Annotated in this window: 20 protein-coding genes; 9 read left to right on the forward strand and 11 right to left on the reverse strand. The window is 71.2% G+C overall.

The window, feature by feature from the left end:
- The first annotated feature begins 235 nt into the window (after positions 1–235).
- Together ACFY9S_RS12980 and serB are read left to right on the forward strand one after the other, a co-directional pair.
- Positions 236–2,671: a streptophobe family protein gene (locus ACFY9S_RS12980; RefSeq protein ID WP_391126681.1), complete on the forward strand. Its 2,436-nt coding sequence runs from the start codon at positions 236–238 to the stop codon at positions 2,669–2,671.
- Positions 2,672–2,829: 158 nt separating this feature from the next.
- On the forward strand, positions 2,830–4,056 hold the full coding sequence (gene serB, locus ACFY9S_RS12985; RefSeq protein WP_391126683.1) for a phosphoserine phosphatase SerB: 1,227 nt from the start codon (positions 2,830–2,832) through the stop codon (positions 4,054–4,056).
- 228 nt (positions 4,057–4,284) lie between these two features.
- Here serB and ACFY9S_RS12990 read toward each other — a convergent pair whose 3' ends face one another.
- From ACFY9S_RS12990 to ACFY9S_RS13005, 4 genes are all read right to left on the reverse strand, one after another.
- Positions 4,285–4,803 carry a histidine phosphatase family protein gene (locus ACFY9S_RS12990; protein WP_391126686.1) on the reverse strand — a complete coding sequence of 173 codons (519 nt, stop codon included), beginning with the start codon at positions 4,801–4,803 and terminating at the stop codon, positions 4,285–4,287.
- Positions 4,804–4,868: 65 nt separating this feature from the next.
- Complete coding sequence (locus tag ACFY9S_RS12995) at positions 4,869–5,075, reverse strand: hypothetical protein (RefSeq protein ID WP_102908139.1); 207 nt, start codon at positions 5,073–5,075, stop codon at positions 4,869–4,871.
- A gap of 164 nt (positions 5,076–5,239) precedes the next feature.
- A complete protein-coding gene (locus tag ACFY9S_RS13000) occupies positions 5,240–5,356 on the reverse strand; it encodes an SGM_5486 family transporter-associated protein (protein WP_097215821.1) in 117 nt (38 codons plus the stop codon).
- A gap of 67 nt (positions 5,357–5,423) precedes the next feature.
- The gene (locus ACFY9S_RS13005) at positions 5,424–6,767 is read right to left on the reverse strand and encodes a CynX/NimT family MFS transporter (RefSeq protein WP_391126689.1); all 1,344 of its coding nucleotides are present in this window, start codon (positions 6,765–6,767) and stop codon (positions 5,424–5,426) included.
- A gap of 70 nt (positions 6,768–6,837) precedes the next feature.
- On the opposite strand from ACFY9S_RS13005, the gene ACFY9S_RS13010 reads away from it, so the two are divergent.
- Positions 6,838–7,530, forward strand: coding sequence for a FadR/GntR family transcriptional regulator (locus ACFY9S_RS13010; RefSeq protein ID WP_102908141.1), 693 nt, complete (start codon positions 6,838–6,840; stop codon positions 7,528–7,530).
- Here the strand turns inward: ACFY9S_RS13010 and ACFY9S_RS13015 are convergent.
- The 3 genes from ACFY9S_RS13015 to fabG form a co-directional block, all read right to left on the reverse strand.
- On the reverse strand, positions 7,508–7,876 hold the full coding sequence (locus ACFY9S_RS13015) for a hypothetical protein (RefSeq protein WP_391126691.1): 369 nt from the start codon (positions 7,874–7,876) through the stop codon (positions 7,508–7,510). The genes ACFY9S_RS13010 and ACFY9S_RS13015 overlap by 23 nt on opposite strands.
- A gap of 161 nt (positions 7,877–8,037) precedes the next feature.
- On the reverse strand, positions 8,038–8,805 hold the full coding sequence (gene fabI / locus ACFY9S_RS13020) for an enoyl-ACP reductase FabI (RefSeq protein ID WP_102908143.1): 768 nt from the start codon (positions 8,803–8,805) through the stop codon (positions 8,038–8,040).
- Between the two features lie 5 nt (positions 8,806–8,810).
- A complete protein-coding gene (fabG, locus tag ACFY9S_RS13025; protein WP_391126694.1) occupies positions 8,811–9,530 on the reverse strand; it encodes a 3-oxoacyl-[acyl-carrier-protein] reductase in 720 nt (239 codons plus the stop codon).
- A gap of 271 nt (positions 9,531–9,801) precedes the next feature.
- On the opposite strand from fabG, the gene ACFY9S_RS13030 reads away from it, so the two are divergent.
- Genes ACFY9S_RS13030 through tyrS form a run of 3 tightly spaced genes read left to right on the forward strand, consistent with a single transcriptional unit; the run spans position 9,802 to position 14,028 of the window.
- Positions 9,802–11,325, forward strand: coding sequence for a metallopeptidase TldD-related protein (locus ACFY9S_RS13030; RefSeq protein WP_391126697.1), 1,524 nt, complete (start codon positions 9,802–9,804; stop codon positions 11,323–11,325).
- Positions 11,322–12,716 carry a metallopeptidase TldD-related protein gene (locus tag ACFY9S_RS13035; protein WP_391126699.1) on the forward strand — a complete coding sequence of 465 codons (1,395 nt, stop codon included), beginning with the start codon at positions 11,322–11,324 and terminating at the stop codon, positions 12,714–12,716. Before ACFY9S_RS13030 ends, ACFY9S_RS13035 begins: the two co-directional genes overlap by 4 nt.
- A 43-nt stretch (positions 12,717–12,759) precedes the next feature.
- Entirely contained in the window at positions 12,760–14,028 is a 1,269-nt protein-coding gene (gene tyrS, locus ACFY9S_RS13040; protein ID WP_391126702.1) for a tyrosine--tRNA ligase, read from the forward strand.
- Between the two features lie 78 nt (positions 14,029–14,106).
- Here tyrS and ACFY9S_RS13045 read toward each other — a convergent pair whose 3' ends face one another.
- A complete protein-coding gene (locus ACFY9S_RS13045) occupies positions 14,107–14,382 on the reverse strand; it encodes a GlsB/YeaQ/YmgE family stress response membrane protein (protein ID WP_391126705.1) in 276 nt (91 codons plus the stop codon).
- 244 nt (positions 14,383–14,626) lie between these two features.
- Here ACFY9S_RS13045 and ACFY9S_RS13050 point away from each other — a divergent pair, with 244 nt between their 5' ends.
- Both ACFY9S_RS13050 and ACFY9S_RS13055 read left to right on the forward strand, forming a co-directional pair.
- Positions 14,627–15,022 (forward strand): DUF3099 domain-containing protein, encoded by a 396-nt coding sequence (locus tag ACFY9S_RS13050; RefSeq protein ID WP_391126708.1) that lies wholly within the window; start codon positions 14,627–14,629, stop codon positions 15,020–15,022.
- 216 nt (positions 15,023–15,238) lie between these two features.
- Positions 15,239–15,451 (forward strand): hypothetical protein, encoded by a 213-nt coding sequence (locus tag ACFY9S_RS13055; protein WP_391126711.1) that lies wholly within the window; start codon positions 15,239–15,241, stop codon positions 15,449–15,451.
- 4 nt (positions 15,452–15,455) lie between these two features.
- Here the strand turns inward: ACFY9S_RS13055 and moaA are convergent, their stop codons facing one another.
- The 3 genes from moaA to ACFY9S_RS13070 all read right to left on the reverse strand — a co-directional run bounded on the left by moaA (position 15,456) and on the right by ACFY9S_RS13070 (position 18,595).
- Positions 15,456–16,445 carry a GTP 3',8-cyclase MoaA gene (gene moaA, locus ACFY9S_RS13060; RefSeq protein WP_219728326.1) on the reverse strand — a complete coding sequence of 330 codons (990 nt, stop codon included), beginning with the start codon at positions 16,443–16,445 and terminating at the stop codon, positions 15,456–15,458.
- Positions 16,446–16,616: 171 nt separating this feature from the next.
- Positions 16,617–18,242: a cation acetate symporter gene (locus tag ACFY9S_RS13065; RefSeq protein WP_391126714.1), complete on the reverse strand. Its 1,626-nt coding sequence runs from the start codon at positions 18,240–18,242 to the stop codon at positions 16,617–16,619.
- Positions 18,239–18,595, reverse strand: coding sequence for a DUF485 domain-containing protein (locus tag ACFY9S_RS13070; protein ID WP_391126717.1), 357 nt, complete (start codon positions 18,593–18,595; stop codon positions 18,239–18,241). The genes ACFY9S_RS13065 and ACFY9S_RS13070 overlap by 4 nt, the downstream gene beginning before the upstream one ends.
- A 254-nt stretch (positions 18,596–18,849) precedes the next feature.
- On the opposite strand from ACFY9S_RS13070, the gene ACFY9S_RS13075 reads away from it, so the two are divergent.
- Entirely contained in the window at positions 18,850–20,379 is a 1,530-nt protein-coding gene (locus ACFY9S_RS13075) for a S8 family serine peptidase (protein ID WP_391126720.1), read from the forward strand.
- Positions 20,380–20,439 lie beyond the last annotated feature (60 nt).

Here is a 20,439-nt window from a genome sequence, read left to right on the forward strand (position 1 = left end):
CCCCACTGAGTTGTCCCCCGATTTACCCCCGACATGGGGAGTCTAGGGATGTCGAACATCGGGGGGAACTATTTCAGGAGCTGCCCTCTGACCGAAAGTCGGGCCTTGTGAAGACCGCGCTCGGACGCATCGGCTGATTCCGTTGACGGGGTTGAAACCGGGCCGGAGAGTGGTATTTCGACGCGAGGGGGACATGCGTGGTGTTCCCGTCGCGCAGCGGATCGGGGGGTCTGCCATGAGTGCAGCAGGGGCCGGGACGGCGAGGGACGCCGCGCGCGTGCCGTGGGGGGACGTGCTGATGTCCGCCGTGGCCGCCGTGAGCTGGGCGTTGATCGGGATGGCGGGGACGGCGGCGCTGGGTCTGCGGCTGCTGGAGGCGGACGCGGCGGGGTCCTTGGGACCGATGACCGCGGCGGTGGTGGCCCTCGGGGCGGGTGGTTCGGTCACGCCGTCCGGTGAGGTGTCGGCGTTCGGTCTCACGGGCGCGGAGGCGGACACGGCCATCGAGATCACGCCACTGGGAGTGAGCCTGGTCGGGGCGGTGCTGCTGTCGTGGTTCTTCCTGCGGTCCTTGCGGGCGGCGGGAGTTGTGATCTCACGGGCCGAACTGTTCGCGCGGGCGGGCGCGGTGGTGGCGCTGTTCGTGGCGATGCTGGGCGGCCTCGCGTGGGCGGGTCACGACGTCATCACGATCGACGGGGGGTCGCTGGGCCTGGACGACGTGACCGGCGGGAGCGGGGGCATCGAGATTCCGGGGCTTGGGGACGTCGGGGGGCTGCTGCCGGACCGGCTCGGCGACCTGGTCGACGCGCAGGCCGCGGTCGGCTTCTCCGTCGACACCGCCCCGACACTGCTCGGCGGGCTGGGCTGGTCGGCCGGGATCCTCCTCATCGCGCTGCTGGCCTCGCGCCGTACTCCGCTGCCGAGGGGCTGGGAGGCCGTGCACCGGGTGGTACGGCCGGCCGTGTCGGCGGTGGTGACCGTGCTGCTGGTGGCGGTGGGGGCGGGGTTCGCCGCGGCGGCGTACGCGGCGATCGGCGACGACCGTCCCGAGCGCATCGCCGGCGCGGCACTGCTCGGGGCGCCGAACGGCGTGTGGCTGGGCATCCCGCTCGGCCTGCTCGTGCCGTGGGACGGACGCGCTACGGGCGAACTGATCCGATTCCTGCCGGACCCGCTGGACGACCTGCTCGGTGCCGGGACCGAACGGCCGGTGACGCTGAGCCGGCTGGCCGAGCTGGACGACCGTGTGTGGCTGCTGGCGGTGGCGGCCGGGTTGACGATGCTGCTGGCCGGTGTGCTGACGGGAGCACGGACGCCGGTCGGCGAAGAGCCCGGTGCGCTGCGTTTCGCGGGGCGGTGCGCTCTGCGTCTGGGGCTCGCGACGGCGCTCGCCCTGCCGTTGCTCGCCTGGCTGACGGACGTCTCCGTGACCGCCTCCCTGTCCGTGCTCGGCTTCGACGCCTTCGGCGGGGGCATCGAACTTCACGGCCACCTGGGCCTGGCCCTGCTGCTGGGCGCGGTGTGGGGCGCGGGGGCCGGGGCCGTGGGGGCGTTGCTCGCGTGGGGGTGCGGCGCGGCGGGGCGACGGGCGACGGCGTTGGCTCGGGGGGAGGGCTTGGCCCTGGCCGGTGAGGCAGGGGCCCGGCCGCGCACCGGGTGGCCCGAGCAGGGCGCCCCGGGCACCGGGTGGCCCGAGCAGGGCGCCCCGGGCACCGGGTGGCCCGAGCAGGGCGAGGACCCCGGAGCGGGGGGTCGGCAAGCGGGCTACGGGACCGGTGCCGGGCAGGCGGTGCCCGGAGCGGAGGGTCGAGCTGCCGGATACGGGACCGGTGCCGGGCAGGCGCTGCCCTGGAGTGGTCGGGGGCCGACGGGGTACGACGGGGACGCCGGGCGGGGCCGGCCGGGGGCCGGTACGGGGGGACACCGGTCGGGGGCCGGTGCGGTTCGGCCCGGGGACGACGCCGGTGGCGGACAGCGCCCGGCGCGGTACGACGAGAGCGCCGCACAGGCCTGGCCGGGCAACGGCACAAGGCGGCCCGGGGATGATGACGCCGATGCCGGGCAAGCCGAGACCTGGGCCGGACCGGGGCAGACCGACGCCGGCTCTGACCCGGCCCGGCAAGGCAACAGCACCGGGCAGGCCTGGCCGGGCTCCGGCGCAGGGCGGCCTGGGGACGATGCCGGTGGCGGGCAGCCCGGGAGCCTGAGTGGGGAGCGCGGCGAGGAAGCCGGGCCCTACGCCCCGGGTACGCCGTACCGGCCGCCGAACCCGGGCACCAATCCGTACCTCCGGGTGCCGGACGAACTGCTGGAGCCGCAGGACGCGCGGCCTCCCGGGGCGGAACCGCACTGCGGTGCGGCGCCCGGCCCCGGGGACGACACACCGGCGGACGACGAAACGCCCATCCCCGGCGACCACACACCGGCGAACGACGAACCCCCCACCCCCGGCGACCACACACCGGCGAACGACGAACCCCCCACCCCCGGCGACCACACACCGGCGAACGACGAACCCCCCACCCCCGGCGACATCTACGGCGCCCCCACCGTCGTACGGCCGGTCGGGCCGCCCCCGCGCGGCCCCCGGCAGTCGGCCGGGCCGAGGAACGGGAACGGGCCGCCCCCTCCTCCCCCGCCGCCGCGGCCACCGCGCGGCCGGAGGTGACGGCGAGAGCGCCGGACACCGCACTCGTCGCCGTCCCCGTAGCCGTAGCCGTAGCCGTACGTAAGGTTCACGCCGCCGACACGACGCGCAGTGGTCGCTGTCCGCCAGACGGACCTCAGGGGCGGTACGCCTCCCCCGCCGGATACGGTGGAACCACCATGAGCGCTTCGCAAACCTCGTCTTCCGACGTCCCTGCCGACGTCCCCACCCTCCTTGTGAAGATCTTCGGCAAGGACAGGCCGGGCATCACCGCCGGTCTCTTCGACACCCTCGCCGCCTACTCCGTCGACGTCGTCGACATCGAGCAGGTCGTGACCCGCGGCCGGATGGTGCTCTGCGCGCTCGTGACCGAGCCGCCCCCGGGACTGGAGGGCGACCTGCGGTCGACCGTCCACAGCTGGGCCGAGTCGATGAAGATGCAGGCGGAGATCATCTCCGGCCTGGGTGACAACCGCCCGCGCGGGCTGGGCCGCTCCCTGGTGACCGTGCTCGGGCATCCGCTCACCGCCGAGGCGACGGCCGCGATCGCCGCGCGGATCACGGAGACCGGCGGCAACATCGACCGTATCTTCCGGCTCGCCAAGTACCCCGTGACCGCTGTCGAGTTCGCCGTCTCCGGAGTGGAGACCGAACCGCTGCGCACCGCCCTGGTGACGGACGCGGCGAGGCTCGGTATCGATGTGGCGGTCGTCGCCGCCGGTCTGTACCGGCGCGCGCAGCGCCTCGTCGTCATGGACGTCGACTCGACGCTGATCCAGGACGAGGTCATCGAGCTGTTCGCCGCCCACGCCGGCTGCGAGGACAAGGTCGCCGAGGTGACGGCGGCCGCCATGCGCGGGGAGCTGGACTTCGAGCAGTCCCTGCACGCGCGCGTGGCGCTGCTGGAGGGCCTGGACGCCTCGGTCGTGGACAAGGTGCGCAGCGAGGTGCGGCTGACGCCGGGCGCCCGCACCCTGATCCGTACGCTGAAGCGGCTGGGCTATCAAGTCGGCGTCGTCTCGGGGGGCTTCACGCAGGTCACCGACGATCTGAAGGAGCGGCTCGGGCTGGACTTCGCCCACGCCAACACCTTGGAGATCGTCGACGGCAGGCTGACGGGCAAGGTCACCGGCGAGATCGTCGACCGCGCGGGCAAGGCCCGGCTGCTGCGCCGGTTCGCCGCGGAGGCGGGGGTGCCGCTGTCGCAGACGGTGGCGATCGGTGACGGAGCCAACGATCTGGACATGCTGAACGCGGCCGGTCTCGGTGTCGCCTTCAACGCCAAGCCGGTGGTGCGCGAGGCCGCGCACGCCGCGGTGAACTTCCCCTTCCTGGACACGGTCCTGTATCTGCTGGGCGTCACGCGTGAAGAGGTCGAGGCGGCGGACACCCTCGACATCGACTGAACCCACACATCGGCTGAACCCACACATCGGCTGAAGCGGCACACCGGCCTGACCAGCACATCCGCTGAACCAGCACACCAGCCTGACCAGCACATCCGCTGAACCAGCACACCAGCCTGACCAGCACATCCGCTGAAGCGGCACACCGGCCTGACCGGCATACCGGCTTGACCGACCACGAGGGGCCCGGCGCCACACCGGCGCCGGGCCCCTGTCACGCGGGGATCGTCACTCGGCCGGCGCCCAGTAGTCCCGCAGCGTGGCCACGCCCGGCTCCAGGCTCTTCCACGTGCCGCCGAACGACAGCACGGCGAAGGCGGCGGCCGGGAAGCCGCGGCGGGTCATCCGTTCCCGGGCATCGTCCTCGCCGGAGCCCGCCAGAACGTCGGCGAGGCCCTGGATGCCGGGGTTGTGCCCGATCACGAGGACGTTCTGCGCGTCGTCGGGGGTCTCGTTGAGCAGGGCGATCAGCTCGCCCGGCGAGGCCTCGTAGATCCGCTCCTCGTAGACGGTTTTCGGCCGATGCGGGAACTCCTGGACGGCGAGCTTCCATGTCTCCCGGGTCCGGACCGCGGTGGAGCACAGGGCCAGGTCGAAGGCGATACCGGTGTCGGTCAGCCTACGCCCGGCCTCCGCCGCTTCCATGCGGCCCCGGTCGGCGAGCGGACGCTCGTGATCCGTGACCTGTGGCCAGTCGGCTTTCGCATGGCGGAAGAGGACAATCCTGCGGGGTTCTGCGACGCTCATGAGATCCAGCTTCGCATGAAACACGCCACGGGGCGCAGGGAGTTGACCACCGGTTTTGGCCGTGATCAGCGGGCGAACAGCTGCTGCACACGCTCGAGGAGGTGGGTGATCGCCGGGTCGCCGCCGGCCGCGTGGGCGTCGGAGGGGTTCAGGATCAGGGCGAGCAGCGCGGTGAAGGCGAGCACGGGCAGGGCGAGGGCCCACCAGGGCAGCCGGCCGGCGGCACCGGCCCGGGTCGCCGGGTGGGGCCGCGTGTGCGTAGGGGCCGACATGGTGCCTCCGCTCCTCGAGTGGTCGGTGACCGTCTCGCGGTCACACACTCGAAGTTACGGAATCCGCGGCTGCCGTCCCATCCGGTGATCCACCCACTTGACCCTGACCCTCACCCCCTAGGGGACAGGGGGGCTAGCCCCACCATGGGCCGCGTGAGCGCCGGTCATGGCGAGGCGATGGTCGCGATGACGGCGATGACGATGAAGATCGCGAAGAAGGCTCCGAACACGAGCAGCATCTTCTTCTGACCGTGCTGGGGATTCGGGTCGAGCACTGGCATGGGGCGATTCTCCCACCCGTCACGGCAGCCCGGCGCCCCGGGGTGACTCCCGGCCCCGGGGTGTTGCTCAGCGGGCCGCCTCGTCCTCCACCGTGCGGTCGCGCCCGGCCAGGAAGCCGACGGCCATCTGCGGGATCATCAGGGCGCTCATCAGCGCGATCGGAAGGCCCCAGCCGCCACTGTGCTGGTAGAGGACGCCCACGAGGAGCGGTCCGGGGATGGAAATCAGGTAGCCGGTGCTCTGTGCGAACGCCGACAGCCGGACCACACCCGGGCCGGTCCTGGCCCGCATGCCGACCATGGTCAGGGCGAGCGGGAAGGCGCAGTTGGCGACGCCCAGCAGCAGGGCCCAGGCCCAGGCTCCGGCGGCGGGCGCGAGGTACAGCCCGGCGTAGCCGGCGAGGCCGCATGCGCCCAGGGCGAGCGCGATCGGGCCCTGGTGGGGCAGCCGGGTGGCCAGGCGGGGTATGACGAAGGCCAGGGGCACGCCCATCACCATGGTGACCGCCAGGAGCAGCCCCGCGGTGCCGGCGGGCACACCGGCGTCCCGGAAGATCTGCGCCATCCAGCCCATGGTGATGTAGGCGGCGGTGGCCTGAAGCCCGAAGAAGACGGCGAGTGCCCAGGCGGTGCGGCTCCGGGCCATCCGCAGCGGGGGCGTCTCCACGCGCGCGTGCTCCGCCGGAGGAGACGCCGGTCCCCGCGCCTGCGTCGCCTCGGCGGTCTCCTCCCCCGCCCCGGGCGGTGTGGCGCGTCCCCGGGCGAAGGGCAGCCACGGCAGGACGGCGGCCACGGCGAGCCCCGCCCACAGGGCCAGACCCGTCTGCCAGCTGCCGCCGAGGGTCTCGGTCAGAGGGACCGTCACAGCGGCCGCGAGGGCCGTGCCGAGGGCGAGGGCCATCGAGTACAGGCCCGTCATGGAACCCACACGGTCGGGGAACCAGTGCTTGACGATGACCGGCATCAGGACGTTGCTGACCGCGATGCCCATGAGGGCCAGGGCGCTGCCGGCCAGGAAGCCCGCCGTGCCGCCGGCGTAGGGGCGGACGAGCAGGCCGGTGGCGATCGCGGCCATGCCGGCGCACACCACGGCGCCCGCCCCGAAGCGGCGGGCGAGCCGCGGTGCCATGACGCCGAAGACCGCGAAGCACAGCGGCGGCACGGAGGTGAGCAGCCCGGCGACGCTGCCGCTCATGCCGAGCCCGACGCGGACCTCCTCCAGGAGGGCGCCGAGGCTGGTGATGGCGGGGCGGAGGTTGAGCGCGGACAGCACGATGCCGAGGACGAGCAGCCGCATCGTCCACGCGCGCGTGGACGAGCCGCCCGGTTTCCCGGCATCGTGCGCGGTCGCGCTGCGTACGGTCGGGGGCGTCATCGTCCGGGTTTCCTCACTGACCATGGGGCCCATCATAGAATCATGGGATGATTGACTGTCCACTCGTCCGCTGCCCTGCGGCACCCCGGTCGTGCGAAGGTGAGCCATGCCCCTGAGCCATCCCCGCCGTTCGGCGCTCTCCGAGCAGGTCATCGCCGCCCTGCGGGCCCAGATCACCTCGGGCGAGTGGCCGGTCGGCTCCCGCATCCCGACCGAGCCGGAACTGGTCGAGCAGCTGGGCGTCGCCCGCAACACGGTCCGTGAGGCCGTCCGCGCCCTGTCGCACAACGGCCTGCTGGACATCCGCCAGGGCTCCGGCACGTACGTCGTGGCGACGAGCGAGCTGGCCGGCGTGATGCAGCGGCGGTTCGCCGAGGCCGATCCGCGGCACATCGCCGAGTTGCGCTCCACGCTGGAGTCGGCAGCCGCCCGGCTGGCCGCCGAGCGGCGCACGGAGAAGGACCTCAAGCAGCTCGACGCGCTGCTGCTGCGGCGTGAGGAGGCCTGGGCGTCGGGTGACAAGGAGGCGTTCGTGGCAGCGGACGCGACCTTCCACCTGGCCGTCGTGTCCGCCTCCCACAACGACGTGATGACGGCCATGTACGCGGACCTGGGCGAGGTGCTGCGGGACTGGCTGCGCGAGGACGTCGGCGAGAAGCTGACCCCGGAGACGCACATGGACCACGGGCGGCTGCTCGATGCGATCCGCGCGGGCGAGGCGGACGAGGCCGCGGCGGAGGCCGCCCGCTACCCGTTCCTGTGCCGTCTGGGCGGGATCAGCTCTCCCGCCGGTGACTGATCCACACGTCACCGACCTCTTTCCAGCACCGCCCCGTCAGCCGCACGGTCTGCGCGGGCCCGACCTCGACCGGTGAGCTGTCGGTGTCGATGTCCCACCAGCGGGCGCACTCGACGTGCAGGCTCACACGGTCGGTCTCCGGGTAGGGGTTGTGGCAGTGCGCGGTCACCTTGGAGCCGGTCACGCGAATCCGGCACGCGGCGCCGAAGGGATCGGCGGAATCCCGCTCATCGGCGGGTACGCGCTCATCGGCGGTCACGCGCGCGTGGGGCACCGCCTCGTACGCCAGGGTCAGCACGAGCGCGACGGCGAGGGACACTGAGGCCGTTCGGAGGGACAAGCGCACAAGGGGACCTCCTCGGCCGTGCTGGGGAGGGGCTCGCGTGGTGAACGCGTACTCCAGAGTGCCCAGTTGCGGGCCTCCCCCGCCCGATCGGCTGAGCCGAACGGGTGACGCCCCGTTCCCCGCGCGGTGCGGGAAACGGGGCGTCGACGACGTACGGGAGATCAGGCTCCGATGGCGTGCAGACCGCCGTCCACGTGGATGATCTCGCCCGTGGTCTTGGGGAACCAGTCGCTCAGCAGGGCCACGACGCCGCGGCCGGCCGGCTCGGGGTCCTTCAGGTCCCACTCCAGCGGGGAGCGGGAGTCCCACACGGAGGCGAGCTCACCGAAGCCCGGGATGGACTTGGCGGCCATGGAGCCCAGCGGACCGGCCGAGACCAGGTTGCAGCGGATGTTCTGCTTGCCCAGGTCGCGGGCCATGTAGCGGCTGGTCGCCTCCAGGGCGGCCTTGGCCGGGCCCATCCAGTCGTACTGCGGCCAGGCGAACTGCGCGTCGAAGGTCAGACCGACGACGGAGCCGCCGTTCTGCATCAGCGGCAGGCAGGCCATGGTGAGCGACTTCAGGGAGTACGCCGAGACGTGCATGGCCGTGGCGACCGACTCGAACGGCGTGTTCAGGAAGTTGCCACCGAGGGCGTCCTGCGGGGCGAAACCGATGGAGTGCACGACACCGTCGAGGCCGCCGAGCTCCTCCCCGACGATGTCGGCCAGGCGCCCGAGGTGCTCGTCGTTGGTGACATCCAGCTCGATGACCTTGACGGGCTTGGGGAGCTTCTTGGCGATGCGCTCGGTCAGCGTGGGCCGCGGGAACGCCGTGAGGATGATCTCCGCGCCCTGCTCCTGGGCCAGCTTGGCGGTGTGGAAGGCGATGGAGGACTCCGTCAGCACACCGGTGATCAGGACGCGCTTGCCCTCGAGAATTCCGCTCATGGTGATCAGTGACCCATTCCCAGTCCGCCGTCAACGGGAATGACGGCTCCAGTGATGTACGAGGCGTCGTCCGAGGCGAGGAACCGCACCGTCGCGGCGATCTCCTCCGGCTGGGCGTACCGGCCGAGCGGGACCTGCTTCACGATGTTCTCGCGCTGCTCGTCGGTGAGTGCCTTGGTCATGTCGGTGTCGACGAAGCCGGGTGCGACGACGTTGAAGGTGAGGTTGCGCGAGCCCAGCTCACGGGCGAGGGAACGCGCGAAGCCGACCAGCGCAGCCTTGGAGGCGGCGTAGTTCGCCTGGCCGGGACCGCCGTACAGACCGACGACCGACGAGATCAGCACCACGCGGCCCTTCTTGGCGCGCAGCATGCCGCGGTTGGCGCGCTTGACGACGCGGAAGGTGCCGGTGAGGTTGGTGTCGATGACCGAGGTGAAGTCCTCCTCGGACATGCGCATCAGGAGCTGGTCCTTGGTGATGCCGGCGTTGGCGACGAGGATTTCGACCGGGCCGTGGGTCTCCTCGATCTCCTTGTAGGCCTGCTCCACCTGCTCGGTGTCGGTGATGTCGCACTTGACGGCCAGGCAGCCCAGTTCCGTCAGGGCGGCCGGCGGCTCACCCGAGCGGTATGTGATGGCGACCTTGTCGCCGGCATCGGCGAAAGCGCGGGCGATGGCGAGGCCGATGCCCCGGTTGCCTCCGGTGACGAGAACCGAGCGGCTCAACGGATCACCCTTTCGATAGCGGTCTGATACCCGCCCCGGCGCCTGGACGACAGGCGGTGATGACAGGCGGCTTCCCTCGAAAACCTATCGGTCCGGGCAGGCCCGCGGACAATCGGGCACCCACAGTGGCGTACGGGACTCGCTGTCGGGTTTCTACAGAAAGCCGCGGGTCCGGCTCCGGAAACTCATGGCCCGCGCGCGGGATGGGCGACATGATCGGAGCAGTCACGACGCACGGCAACCACGGTCACCTCGACAGAAAGAGACGGCGGTGCCTCATACCATCGACGAGGCCTTCACGGCCCTCCCCCTACGCCCCCTCGCCGACGCGGCCTTGGCACGCGCGCGTGCGCTCGGCGCCGAGCACGCGGACTTCCGGTTCGAGCGGGTGCGGGACGCCTCCTGGCGGTTCCGGGACGCCAAGCCCGCCGGGTCCTCGGACACCACCGACCTCGGGTACGCGGTGCGCGTGGTGCACGGCGGCAGCTGGGGTTTCGCGTCCGGTGTCGACCTCACCCTGGACGCCGCCGCCAGGGTCGCCGGGCAGGCGGTGGCGATGGCGAAGCTGTCCGCCCAGGTGATCAGGGCGGCGGGGTCGGACGAGCGCGTGGAGCTGGCCGGCGAGCCGGTGCACGCCGAGAAGACGTGGATCTCGTCGTACGAGATCGACCCCTTCTCCGTGCCCGACGAGGAGAAGGCCGGGCTGATCGCGGAGTGGAGCGCGCGACTGCTGGCGGCCGACGGGGTCGACCACGTCGACGCCTCCCTGCTCACCGTCCACGAGAACAAGTTCTACGCCGACACCGCCGGGACCGTGACCACACAGCAGCGTGTGCGGCTGCACCCGGTGTTCAACGCGGTGTCGGTGGACGAGTCGAGCGGCGAGTTCGACTCCATGCGCACGCTCGCTCCGCCCGTGGGACGCGGCTGGGAGTACCTGCGGGGCACCGGCTGGGACTGGGAGGGCGAGCTGGAACGGATCCCGGAGCTGCTCGCCGAGAAGATGCGCGCCCCCAGCGTCGAGGCGGGCCTGTACGACCTGGTCGTCGACCCGTCCAACCTGTGGCTGACCATCCACGAGTCCATCGGGCACGCCACCGAACTGGACCGCGCGCTCGGCTACGAGGCCGCCTACGCCGGCACCTCCTTCGCCACCTTCGACCAGCTGGGCAAGCTGCGCTACGGCTCGGAGTTGATGAACGTCACCGGCGACCGCACCGCCGAGCACGGCCTGGCCACCATCGGCTACGACGACGAGGGCGTCGAGGGCCAGTCCTGGGACCTGGTCAAGGACGGCACGCTCGTCGGCTACCAGCTGGACCGGCGGATCGCGAGGCTGACCGGCTTCGAGCGGTCCAACGGCTGCGCCTACGCCGACTCCCCCGGGCACGTGCCGGTGCAGCGCATGGCGAACGTGTCGCTGCGGCCGGACCCGGCCGGGATGTCGACCGAGGATCTGATCGGGGGCGTGGAGCGCGGCATCTACGTCGTCGGCGACCGGTCCTGGTCGATCGACATGCAGCGTTACAACTTCCAGTTCACGGGCCAGCGCTTCTACCGGATCGAGAACGGGCGGCTCGCCGGGCAGCTGCGCGATGTCGCCTACCAGGCGACGACCACCGACTTCTGGGGCTCCATGGCCGCCGTCGGCGGTCCGCAGACCTACGTCCTGGGCGGCGCCTTCAACTGCGGCAAGGCCCAGCCGGGTCAGGTCGCCTCGGTGTCGCACGGCTGCCCGTCGGCCCTTTTCAAGGGCGTCAACATCCTCAACACGACCCAGGAGGCCGGTCGATGAGCGCGCGTTCCAGCAAGCCGCACGAGGTCGTCGAGCGCGCCCTCGAACTGTCCCGGGCGGACGGCTGTGTCGTCATCGCCGACGAGCAGTCCACCGCCAACCTGCGCTGGGCGGGCAACGCGCTGACCACGAACGGTGTCACGCGCGGGCGCACGCTCACCGTGGTCGCCACGGTCGACGGCAGGGAGGGCACGGCCTCCGGGGTCGTGTCACGGTCCGCCGTGACCCCCGACGAGCTGGAGCCCCTGGTGCGGGCCGCCGAGGCCGCCGCGCGCGGCGCCGGGCCCGCCGAGGACGCGCAGCCGCTGGTCTCGGGCGGGGAGCGGTCGCCGGAGTACACCGAGGCGCCCGCCGAGACCTCGTCCGCCGTGTTCGCCGACTTCGCCCCCGCGCTCGGCGAGGCCTTCGCACGCGCGCGTGCGGGCGGCCGGGAGCTGTACGGCTTCGCCAACCACGAGATGGTGTCGTCGTACGTCGGTACGTCCACCGGGCTGCGGCTGCGCCACGACCAGCCCAACGGGACGCTGGAGCTGAACGCCAAGTCCCCCGACCGGACCAGGTCCGCGTGGGCCGGGCACTCCACGCGGGACTTCAAGGACGTCGACCCGGCGGCCCTGGACGCGGAGCTGGCGGTGCGCCTGGGGTGGGCCGAGCGGCGCGTGGAGCTGCCCGCCGGGCGCTACGAGACGCTGCTGCCGCCGACGGCCGTGGCGGACCTGCTGATCTACCAGATGTGGTCGGCGTCGGGCCGGGACGCGGTCGAGGGCCGCACGGTGTTCTCCAAGCCGGGCGGCGGCACCCGGGTCGGCGAAAAGCTGACCGGCCTGCCGCTGACCCTGCGCAGCGACCCGGACGAGCCCGGCCTGGAGTCGGCGCCCTTCGTGATCGCGCACTCCTCCGGGGGAGACCAGTCGGTGTTCGACAACGGGCTGCCGCTCGCGGCCACCGAGTGGATGCGCGAGGGCGAGCTGCGGCACCTGACGACCAGCCGCCACAGCGCCGGCCTGACCGGGCTGCCCGTGGCGCCGGTCATCGACAACATCGTCCTGGACGGGGGCGAGGACCGGTCCCTGGACGAGATGGTGGCGAACACCGGGCGCGGGCTGCTGCTGACCTGCCTGTGGTACATCCGGGAGGTCGACCCGGCCTCCCTGCTGCTCACCGGCCTGACCCGGGACGGCGTCTACCTCGTGGAGAACGGCGAGGTGACGGGCGAGGTGAACAACTTCCGGTTCAACGAGTCGCCGGTCGGAGTGCTCGGCCGCGCCACCGAGGCGGGGCGGACCGAGAAGACGTTGCCCAGGGAGTGGAGCGACTGGTTCACCCGGGCCGCGATGCCGGCCCTGCGGGTGCCGGATTTCAATATGAGCTCTGTCAGCCAGGGCGTATAACCTCGTACCTGATTACGAGCCCACCCGAGGAGATACGAGAACCGTGACGGACATCGTCGACGAGCTGAAGTGGCGCGGGCTGTTCGCCCTGTCCACTGACGAGGACGCTTTGCGCAAGGCGCTCGCGGACGGTCCCGTCACGTTTTATTGCGGCTTCGACCCGACGGCGCCGTCGCTGCACGTGGGGCACCTGGTGCAGGTGCTCACCGTGCGCCGGCTCCAGCAGGCCGGCCACCGGCCGCTGGCGCTGGTCGGCGGTGCCACGGGCCTGATCGGCGACCCGCGCCCGACCGCCGAGCGCACGCTGAACGACCCGGAGACGGTCACCGGCTGGGTCGGCAGGCTGCGCGCCCAGATCGAGCCGTTCCTGGACTTCGAGGGCGAGAACGCGGCCGTCATGGTCAACAACCTCGACTGGACGGAGAACCTCTCCGCGATCGAGTTCCTCCGCGACATCGGCAAGCACTTCCGGGTCAACAAGATGCTGACGAAGGACTCCGTGGCCCGGCGCCTGGAGTCCTCCGAGGGCATCAGCTACACGGAGTTCAGCTACCAGCTGCTGCAGGGCATGGACTTCCTCCAGCTGTACCGGCGCTACGGCTGCACGCTGCAGCAGGGCGGCAGCGACCAGTGGGGCAACCTCACGGCGGGCCTGGACCTGATCCACCGCCTGGAGCCCGACGCGAGCGCGCACGCGCTGGCGACGCCGCTGATGACCAAGGCGGACGGCACCAAGTTCGGCAAGACCGAGGGCGGCGCCGTCTGGCTGGACCCGGAGATGACGACGCCGTACGCGTTCTACCAGTTCTGGCTGAACGTGGACGACCGGGACATCTCGAAGTACATGCGCATCCTGTCCTTCCGCTCCCGTGCGGAGCTGGAGGAGCTGGAGAAGCAGACCGCGGAGCGTCCGCAGGCCCGGGCCGCGCAGCGGGCCCTGGCCGAGGAGCTGACGACGCTGGTGCACGGCGCGGACCAGACGGCCGCCGTGATCGCCGCGTCCAAGGCACTCTTCGGGCAGGGCGAGCTGGCGGAGCTCGACGAGCGGACCCTGGCGGCGGCCCTGTCGGAGGTGCCGCACATCCGGGTCGCCGAGCTCGGTCCGGCTGTGGACCTGTTCGCCGAGGTCGGCCTGGTGGCCAGCAAGTCGGCCGCGCGCCGCACGGTCAAGGAGGGCGGCGCCTACGTGAACAACGTCAAGGTCGCCGGCGAGGACGCGGTCCCCGCCAAGGAGGACCTGCTGCACGGCCGCTGGCTGGTGCTGCGCCGGGGCAAGAAGAACCTGGCGGCGGTCGAGGTCACGGGCGTCTAAGGGCAGCGTTCGTACGGTGAGCGCAGGAAGGGGGTGGTCTCCGGTTGCCGGAGACCACCCCCTTCGCCGTGCGCCCCGTCATGCCCTGCGTTTGTCTCCCCTGGCCGCCGTCCAGGCCCGGTCGCCGAGACCGACGAGGATGAGCGCGGCCACCAGTTGGAAGATGTGCCGCCACCAGTCGATGCCCGACGTGGCGTCGACACCGGCCGCCCGGGCGATGGCGTTGCCGGCGATGCCGCCGATCATGCCCAGGATGACGGTCAGCCACAGGGGGATGTGCTGCTTGCCCGGAATGATCGCTTTGGCGAGCAGACCGAGTACCAGTCCTACGATGATCGCCCACAACCAGCCCATCGCTGCCTCCTCAGTACGGCTCGACGTGAGCACTACGGCCAGTGTCGGCCGAGGTGCCGTACGCCGCATGCCGACGCGGGCCGTACGTGCCGCGGCGCAGGCCGTTCGCCCCGGCGGTGCGCCACCCGGTCTCGTGACCGGCGCAGCCGCGGCGTAACGTGGGAGCTGTCCCGGTCAGGTCCCCCGGCCGGCCGAGGGCGGCTACGGGGCGGGGAGAGTCCGATACGGGCGGATGGTGGATGCGATGCGGAAGCAGGATGGTGGCGGCAACGTCCAGGTTTTCCGGATCACCGGCGCCCGGACGGGACTCCAGGAGGACGTACGCAGGCGGCAGCGCCGGTACGTGATCTCGATGACGGTCCGCACGATCTCGGTGATCCTCGCGGCCACGTTGTGGAACGTCGAACGGCACGTCGCCATCGTGGCGTTGGTCCTCGGGCTGGTGCTGCCGTACATCGCCGTGGTGATCGCGAACGCCGGGCGCGAGAACGCGCCGTCTCTGCCGTCGACGTTCGTGGCGCCGCCGGTGCGGCCGATGATCTCACCGTCGGCTCCGGACGACGGGCCGGCGGCGGCCGACGCGGAAGATGCCGTGTCCGAGCCGGTCCCGGGTACGGGGGACGAGACGACCGAGCGGTAGGGTCGCCGGACGAAGATCACCGGTGATCGGGGAGGGAAGTCATCTTCCCGCCAAGCTCAAGAAAAGCTCAGATCAATCATGTTGTTCCAGTGCCGGGCCCGGGGTGTTGCGTGACATACTTCGTACGCGCTCCGCATCCCCCGTCGGAGCGACGGACCGACGCCGGGCAGCTCCCCCCGTGGCTGCTCGGCGTCGCCTTTTCTGTGAGACGAAGCTGTGAGTGACGAGACGCCCATCTGTTCCGCGAAGGGCTGCCGGGCCGAGGCCGTGTGGGTCCTGGCGTGGAACAACCCGAAGATCCACACGCCGGAGCGGCGCAAGACGTGGCTGGCCTGTGAGGAGCACCGCGAGCACCTGTCGCAGTTCCTCGGCGTGCGGGGGTTCCTGAAGGACGTGGTCCTGCTCGAGGAGTGGGAAGAGACCCGCTAGTCCGTCATCCTCCGATGGCCGACATCGGCCGGTCGGGCTGTACGAACGTCGGGTCGTCCAGGCCCGCTCCCGCCTTCTTGCCCCACATCGCGAGGCGCCAGATGCGGGCGATCTCCTCGTCAGGGGCGCCGGATCGCAGGGCGGCGCGCAGGTCGGTCTCCTCCTGGGCGAACAGGCAGGTGCGGACCTGGCCGTCGGCGGTGAGGCGGGTGCGGTCGCAGGCCGCGCAGAACGGGCGGGTGACGGAGGCGATGACGCCGACCACGTGCGGCCCGCCGTCCACCAGCCAGCGCTCCGCCGGGGCCGAACCGCGCTTCTCCTCGCCCTCGGCGGTCAGCTCGAAGCGCGTGCGCAGCGAGGTCAGGATGTCCCCGGCGGTGATCATGCCGTCGCGCTTCCAGCCGTGCTGGGCGTCCAGCGGCATCTGCTCGATGAAACGCAGTTCGTAGTCGTGCTCCACGGCCCAGGCCAGAAGCTCGGGGGCCTCGTCGTCGTTGAGGCCCGGCATCAGGACCGAGTTGACCTTGACGGGGGTCAGGCCCGCGTCTCGGGCGGCGTACAGGCCCTCTATGACGTCCTTGTGGCGGTCGCGGCGGGTGAGGGTCTTGAAGACCTCCGGGCGCAGGGTGTCCAGGGAGACGTTGACCCGGTCCAGGCCCGCCGCCTTCAGGGCCGCCGCCGTGCGCTTGAGGCCGATGCCGTTGGTGGTCAGCGACATCTGGGGGCGCGGCTCCAGGGCCGCGACGCGCTCGACGATGCCGGCCAGGCCCGGGCGCAGCAACGGCTCGCCGCCGGTGAAGCGCACTTCCTCGATGCCGAGGGAGGTGACCGCGATGTCGATCAGGCGGACGATCTCGTCGTCCGTGAGCAGGTCCGGCTTGGCCAGCCACTGCAGGCCCTCCTCGGGCATGCAGTACGTGCAGCGCAGATTGCACCGGTCGGTCAGCGAGACCCTCAGGTCGGTGGCCACCCGGCCGTATGTGTCGATGAGCACGTGGGCCCCCTCCCTCGTCGCGGATCCTGCGTGCGGCACGGTTTCTCCGACACCCGCGAGCCTACGCGACCGTACCGGCGACGCCACAGGCCCGATCCCACGACGCGGGACGCGGCCGTGCCGCAGGGACCTGGAGGTTCCTACGACACGGCCACGCGGGAGGGGCCGGGTTCAGTGAGCTCCGGTGCCGGTCAGGGACCGTACCTCCAGCTCCGCGTACTTCTTGACGTCGGGCTCCTCCTTGGACAGGACCGTGCCGAGCCAGCCCATCAGGAAGCCGAACGGGATGGAGATGATGCCCGGGTTCTTCAGCGGGAACCAGGCGAAGTCGACCTCGGGGAACATCGCCTTGGGGTCGCCGGAGACGACGGGCGAGAACAGCACCAGGCCGACGGCGACGATCAGACCGCCGTAGATCGACCACAGGGCGCCCTGGGTGGTGAAGCGCTTCCAGAACAGGCTGTAGAGGATCGTCGGCAGGTTGGCGGAGGCCGCGACCGCGAAGGCGAGCGCGACCAGGCCGGCCACGTTCAGGTCGCGGGCGAGGGCTCCGAGGCCGATGGAGACGACACCGATGAAGACGGTCGCCCAGCGGGCCGCACGCACTTCCTCGGCGCCGGAGGCCTGCCCCTTGCGGATGACGTTGGCGTAGATGTCGTGCGCGAAGGAGGACGACGAGGCGAGGGTGAGGCCGGCCACGACGGCGAGGATGGTAGCGAAGGCCACCGCCGAGATCGTGGCGAGCAGGATCGCGCCCCAGGTCGAGTCGACGCCGCCCAGGTGCAGGGCCAGCAGGGGTGCCGCCGTGTTGCCGGACGGGTTGGACGCGATGATCTCATCCTGCGAGATGAGCGCCGCGGCGCCGAAGCCCAGCGCGATGGTCATCAGGTAGAAGCCGCCGATGATGCCGATCGCCCAGTTCACGGACTTACGGGCGGCCTTGGCGTCGGGCACGGTGTAGAAGCGGATCAGGATGTGCGGCAGGCCTGCGGTGCCGAGCACCAGGGCGATGCCGAGGGAGATGAAGTCCAGCTTGGAGGTGCCGGTCGCGCCGTACTGGAGACCGGGCTCCAGGAAGGCGGCGCCCTTGCCGCTGTTCTCGGCGGCCGTGCCGAGCAGGTCGGAGATGTTGAAGTTGAACTTCAGCAGCACCAGGAAGGTGATCAGGATGGTGCCGCCGATGAGCAGCACGGCCTTGACCATCTGGACCCAGGTGGTGCCCTTCATACCGCCGATGGAGACGTACACGACCATCAGGAGGCCGACGAGGGCGACGATGAGGATCTTGCCGGCGTCGGAGGTGATGCCGAGCAGCAGCGAGACGAGGACGCCCGCTCCGGCCATCTGGGCCAGCAGGTAGAAGATCGACACGACGATCGTGGACGTACCGGCGGCGGTGCGCACCGGGCGCTGGCGCATGCGGTACGCGAGGACGTCGCCCATGGTGTAGCGGCCGGAGTTGCGCAGCGGCTCGGCCACCAGGAGCAGGGCGACCAGCCATGCGACCAGGAAGCCGATGGAGTACAGGAAGCCGTCGTAGCCGAAGAGGGCGATGGCGCCCGCGATGCCGAGGAACGACGCGGCCGACATGTAGTCGCCGGAGACCGCGAGTCCGTTCTGGAAGGCGCTGAACTGGCGGCCGCCCGCGTAGAAGTCGGCGGCGTCCTTGGTCTGGCGGCCTGCCCAGACGGTGATGCCGAGCGTGGCCAGGACGAACAGCGCGAACAGGGTGATGATCAGCGGGCGGTGCTCGCTGGCCTCGTTCGCGGCGAGGAAGGTCTGCTGTACGGGGCTCATGCGCCGCTCTCCATCCGGGTCTTGATGGCCTCGGCCTTGGGGTCGAGCTTCGCGGCGGCGTGCCGCGAGTACCACCAGGCGATGAGGAACGTGGTGACGAACTGGGCGACGCCGAGGACGAAGGCGACGTTGATGTTGCCGAACAGCTTGGTGCCCATGAAGCCGCCCGCGTAGTTCGAGAGCAGGACGTACAGCAGGTACCAGGCGATGAAGCCGACGGTCAGCGGGAAGGCGAAGGAGCGGTGGGAGCGGCGCAGTTCACCGAACTCCGCGCTCGCCTGCACCTCCGCGAACTCCTCGGGTGAGGGGAGTTTGTGTTGCTCTTTCGAGGGGGGCGGTGCGTCGGTGGCCACGGAGTCTCCTCGCAATGACGGAAGCGGTCGGGAACGGGGGCGGAGGCGAGAGTCCTCGCGCTCCTTGTTCAACGTCACGGCGGCACGCGGGAACCGGTTCAAACGACCGGCGTTCTTTCCGAAGTCGTTTCGGCAAAGCGTTGCTGGCCAGCGAGAGGCCGGGATAGCTTCGCCCTGCACCACCACGTCATGTACCTGCCCGAGCACCACCTGTGCCTCGGGCCGGTTTCGTTTCCGGAGGATGTGGAGACCCCATGTCTCACTTGCGTTCCAGACGTCGGCTCGCGCTCGCCGTGCCCGTCGCACTGTCCCTGACGGCCTCTCTGGGCTTCCTGCCGGCCGTCGCGTCGGCGGCCCCGCAGGCGGCGCCGGCCACCCGGGCGGCGGACGCGCCGAACCTGGCGTACGTCGTCAACACCAAGGTGGACCGCCACACGATCGCCTCGGTGAAGAAGGCGATCGGGAAGGCCGGCGGTTCGGTCGTGGTCACGTACCAGCGGATCGGCGTCATCGTCGTCCACTCCTCGAACCCCGACTTCGCCAAGACGATCCGCAAGGCCCGCGGGGTCCGGTCCGCGGGGGCGACGCGGACGGCGCCGCTGACGGCCGCGGGGACGAAGGAGGAGGGGGCGGTCGAGTACCTGACGGCCGCCCAGGCCGAGCGCACCGAGGCCGCCTCGGCGAAGACGCCCGAGAGCGAGCCCCTCGAGGCGGACCAGTGGGACCTGCGCGCGATCGGCGCCGACAAGGCCGCGTCGATCAACCCGGGCAGCCGCAAGGTGACCGTCGCCGTGATCGACACGGGCGTGGACGACACCCACCCCGACATCGCCCCGAACTTCTCCGCGTCGCAGTCCGCCAACTGTGCCGGCGGCAAGCCCGACACCAGCGAGGGTGCCTGGCGGCCGTACACGCCCGAGGACTACCACGGCACGCATGTCGCCGGTGAGATAGCCGCCGCCCGCAACGGCATCGGCGTCGCGGGCGTCGCTCCCGGTGTGAAGGTGTCCAGCATCAACGTGACCGACCGGGCGAACGGCCTCTTCTACCCGGAGAGCGTCGTCTGCGCGTTCGTGTTCGCCGCCGACCACGGCGTGGAGATCACGAACAACAGCTACTACGTCGACCCGTGGCTGTACAACTGCATGGACGACCCCGACCAGCGGGCCGTCGTCGACGCGGTCAACAGGGCCCAGCTGTACGCCCAGAAGAAGGGCACGCTGAACGTCGCCGCGGCGGGCAACTCCAACCACGACCTGGACGCGGACGCGATCGTCGACGACTCCAGCCCGAACGACACCACGCCCGCCGAGCGCACCATCGACCCGCACGAGTGCCTCGACATCCCGACGCAGCTGCCGGGTGTCGTCACGGTGAGCTCCACGGGCGTCGACAACGTGAAGTCGTACTTCTCGACGTACGGCAAGGGCGTCGTCGACGTCGCCGCGCCGGGTGGTGACGGGCGCTACCAGATACCCGACACGCCCTCGAAGAACGGCCGCATCCTGTCCACCATGCCGAACGGCGCGTGGGGCTTCCTGCAGGGCACCTCGATGGCCTCGCCGCACGCCTCCGGCGTCGCCGCGCTGCTGAAGTCCAAGCACCCCTGGGCGTCTCCGGCCCAGCTCCAGGCGCTGCTGAAGGCGCAGGCCGACAAGACCGCCTGCCCGGCCTCCTACGACCAGGACGGCGACGGCACGCAGGACGCGGTCTGCGAGGGCGGCGGGCGTGTCAACGGCTTCTACGGCCACGGCATCGTCAACGCGCTGCGCGCGGTCAAGTGACCCGGCTCGCCACCGAGGCCCTCCGCAAGATCAGCACGTACCGTGAACGAACTGGAGACA

Source organism: Streptomyces sp. NPDC012474 (genome assembly GCF_042955185.1).
GTDB lineage: Bacteria > Actinomycetota > Actinomycetes > Streptomycetales > Streptomycetaceae > Streptomyces > Streptomyces cahuitamycinicus.

Coding starts and splice junctions, on each gene's coding strand:
- ACFY9S_RS12990 (WP_391126686.1), bottom strand. CDS start 4,803: ATGAGCGTCGCAGAACCCCGCAGGATTGTCCTCTTCCGCCATGCGAAA.
- ACFY9S_RS13010 (WP_102908141.1), top strand. CDS start 6,838: ATGCCCCTGAGCCATCCCCGCCGTTCGGCGCTCTCCGAGCAGGTCATC.
- ACFY9S_RS13050 (WP_391126708.1), top strand. CDS start 14,627: ATGCGGAAGCAGGATGGTGGCGGCAACGTCCAGGTTTTCCGGATCACC.
- ACFY9S_RS12995 (WP_102908139.1), bottom strand. CDS start 5,075: ATGTCGGCCCCTACGCACACGCGGCCCCACCCGGCGACCCGGGCCGGT.
- fabI (WP_102908143.1), bottom strand. CDS start 8,805: ATGAGCGGAATTCTCGAGGGCAAGCGCGTCCTGATCACCGGTGTGCTG.
- ACFY9S_RS13000 (WP_097215821.1), bottom strand. CDS start 5,356: ATGCCAGTGCTCGACCCGAATCCCCAGCACGGTCAGAAGAAGATGCTG.
- ACFY9S_RS13075 (WP_391126720.1), top strand. CDS start 18,850: ATGTCTCACTTGCGTTCCAGACGTCGGCTCGCGCTCGCCGTGCCCGTC.
- ACFY9S_RS13045 (WP_391126705.1), bottom strand. CDS start 14,382: ATGGGCTGGTTGTGGGCGATCATCGTAGGACTGGTACTCGGTCTGCTC.
- ACFY9S_RS13005 (WP_391126689.1), bottom strand. CDS start 6,767: ATGATGGGCCCCATGGTCAGTGAGGAAACCCGGACGATGACGCCCCCG.
- ACFY9S_RS12980 (WP_391126681.1), top strand. CDS start 236: ATGAGTGCAGCAGGGGCCGGGACGGCGAGGGACGCCGCGCGCGTGCCG.
- ACFY9S_RS13035 (WP_391126699.1), top strand. CDS start 11,322: ATGAGCGCGCGTTCCAGCAAGCCGCACGAGGTCGTCGAGCGCGCCCTC.
- ACFY9S_RS13065 (WP_391126714.1), bottom strand. CDS start 18,242: ATGAGCCCCGTACAGCAGACCTTCCTCGCCGCGAACGAGGCCAGCGAG.
- serB (WP_391126683.1), top strand. CDS start 2,830: ATGAGCGCTTCGCAAACCTCGTCTTCCGACGTCCCTGCCGACGTCCCC.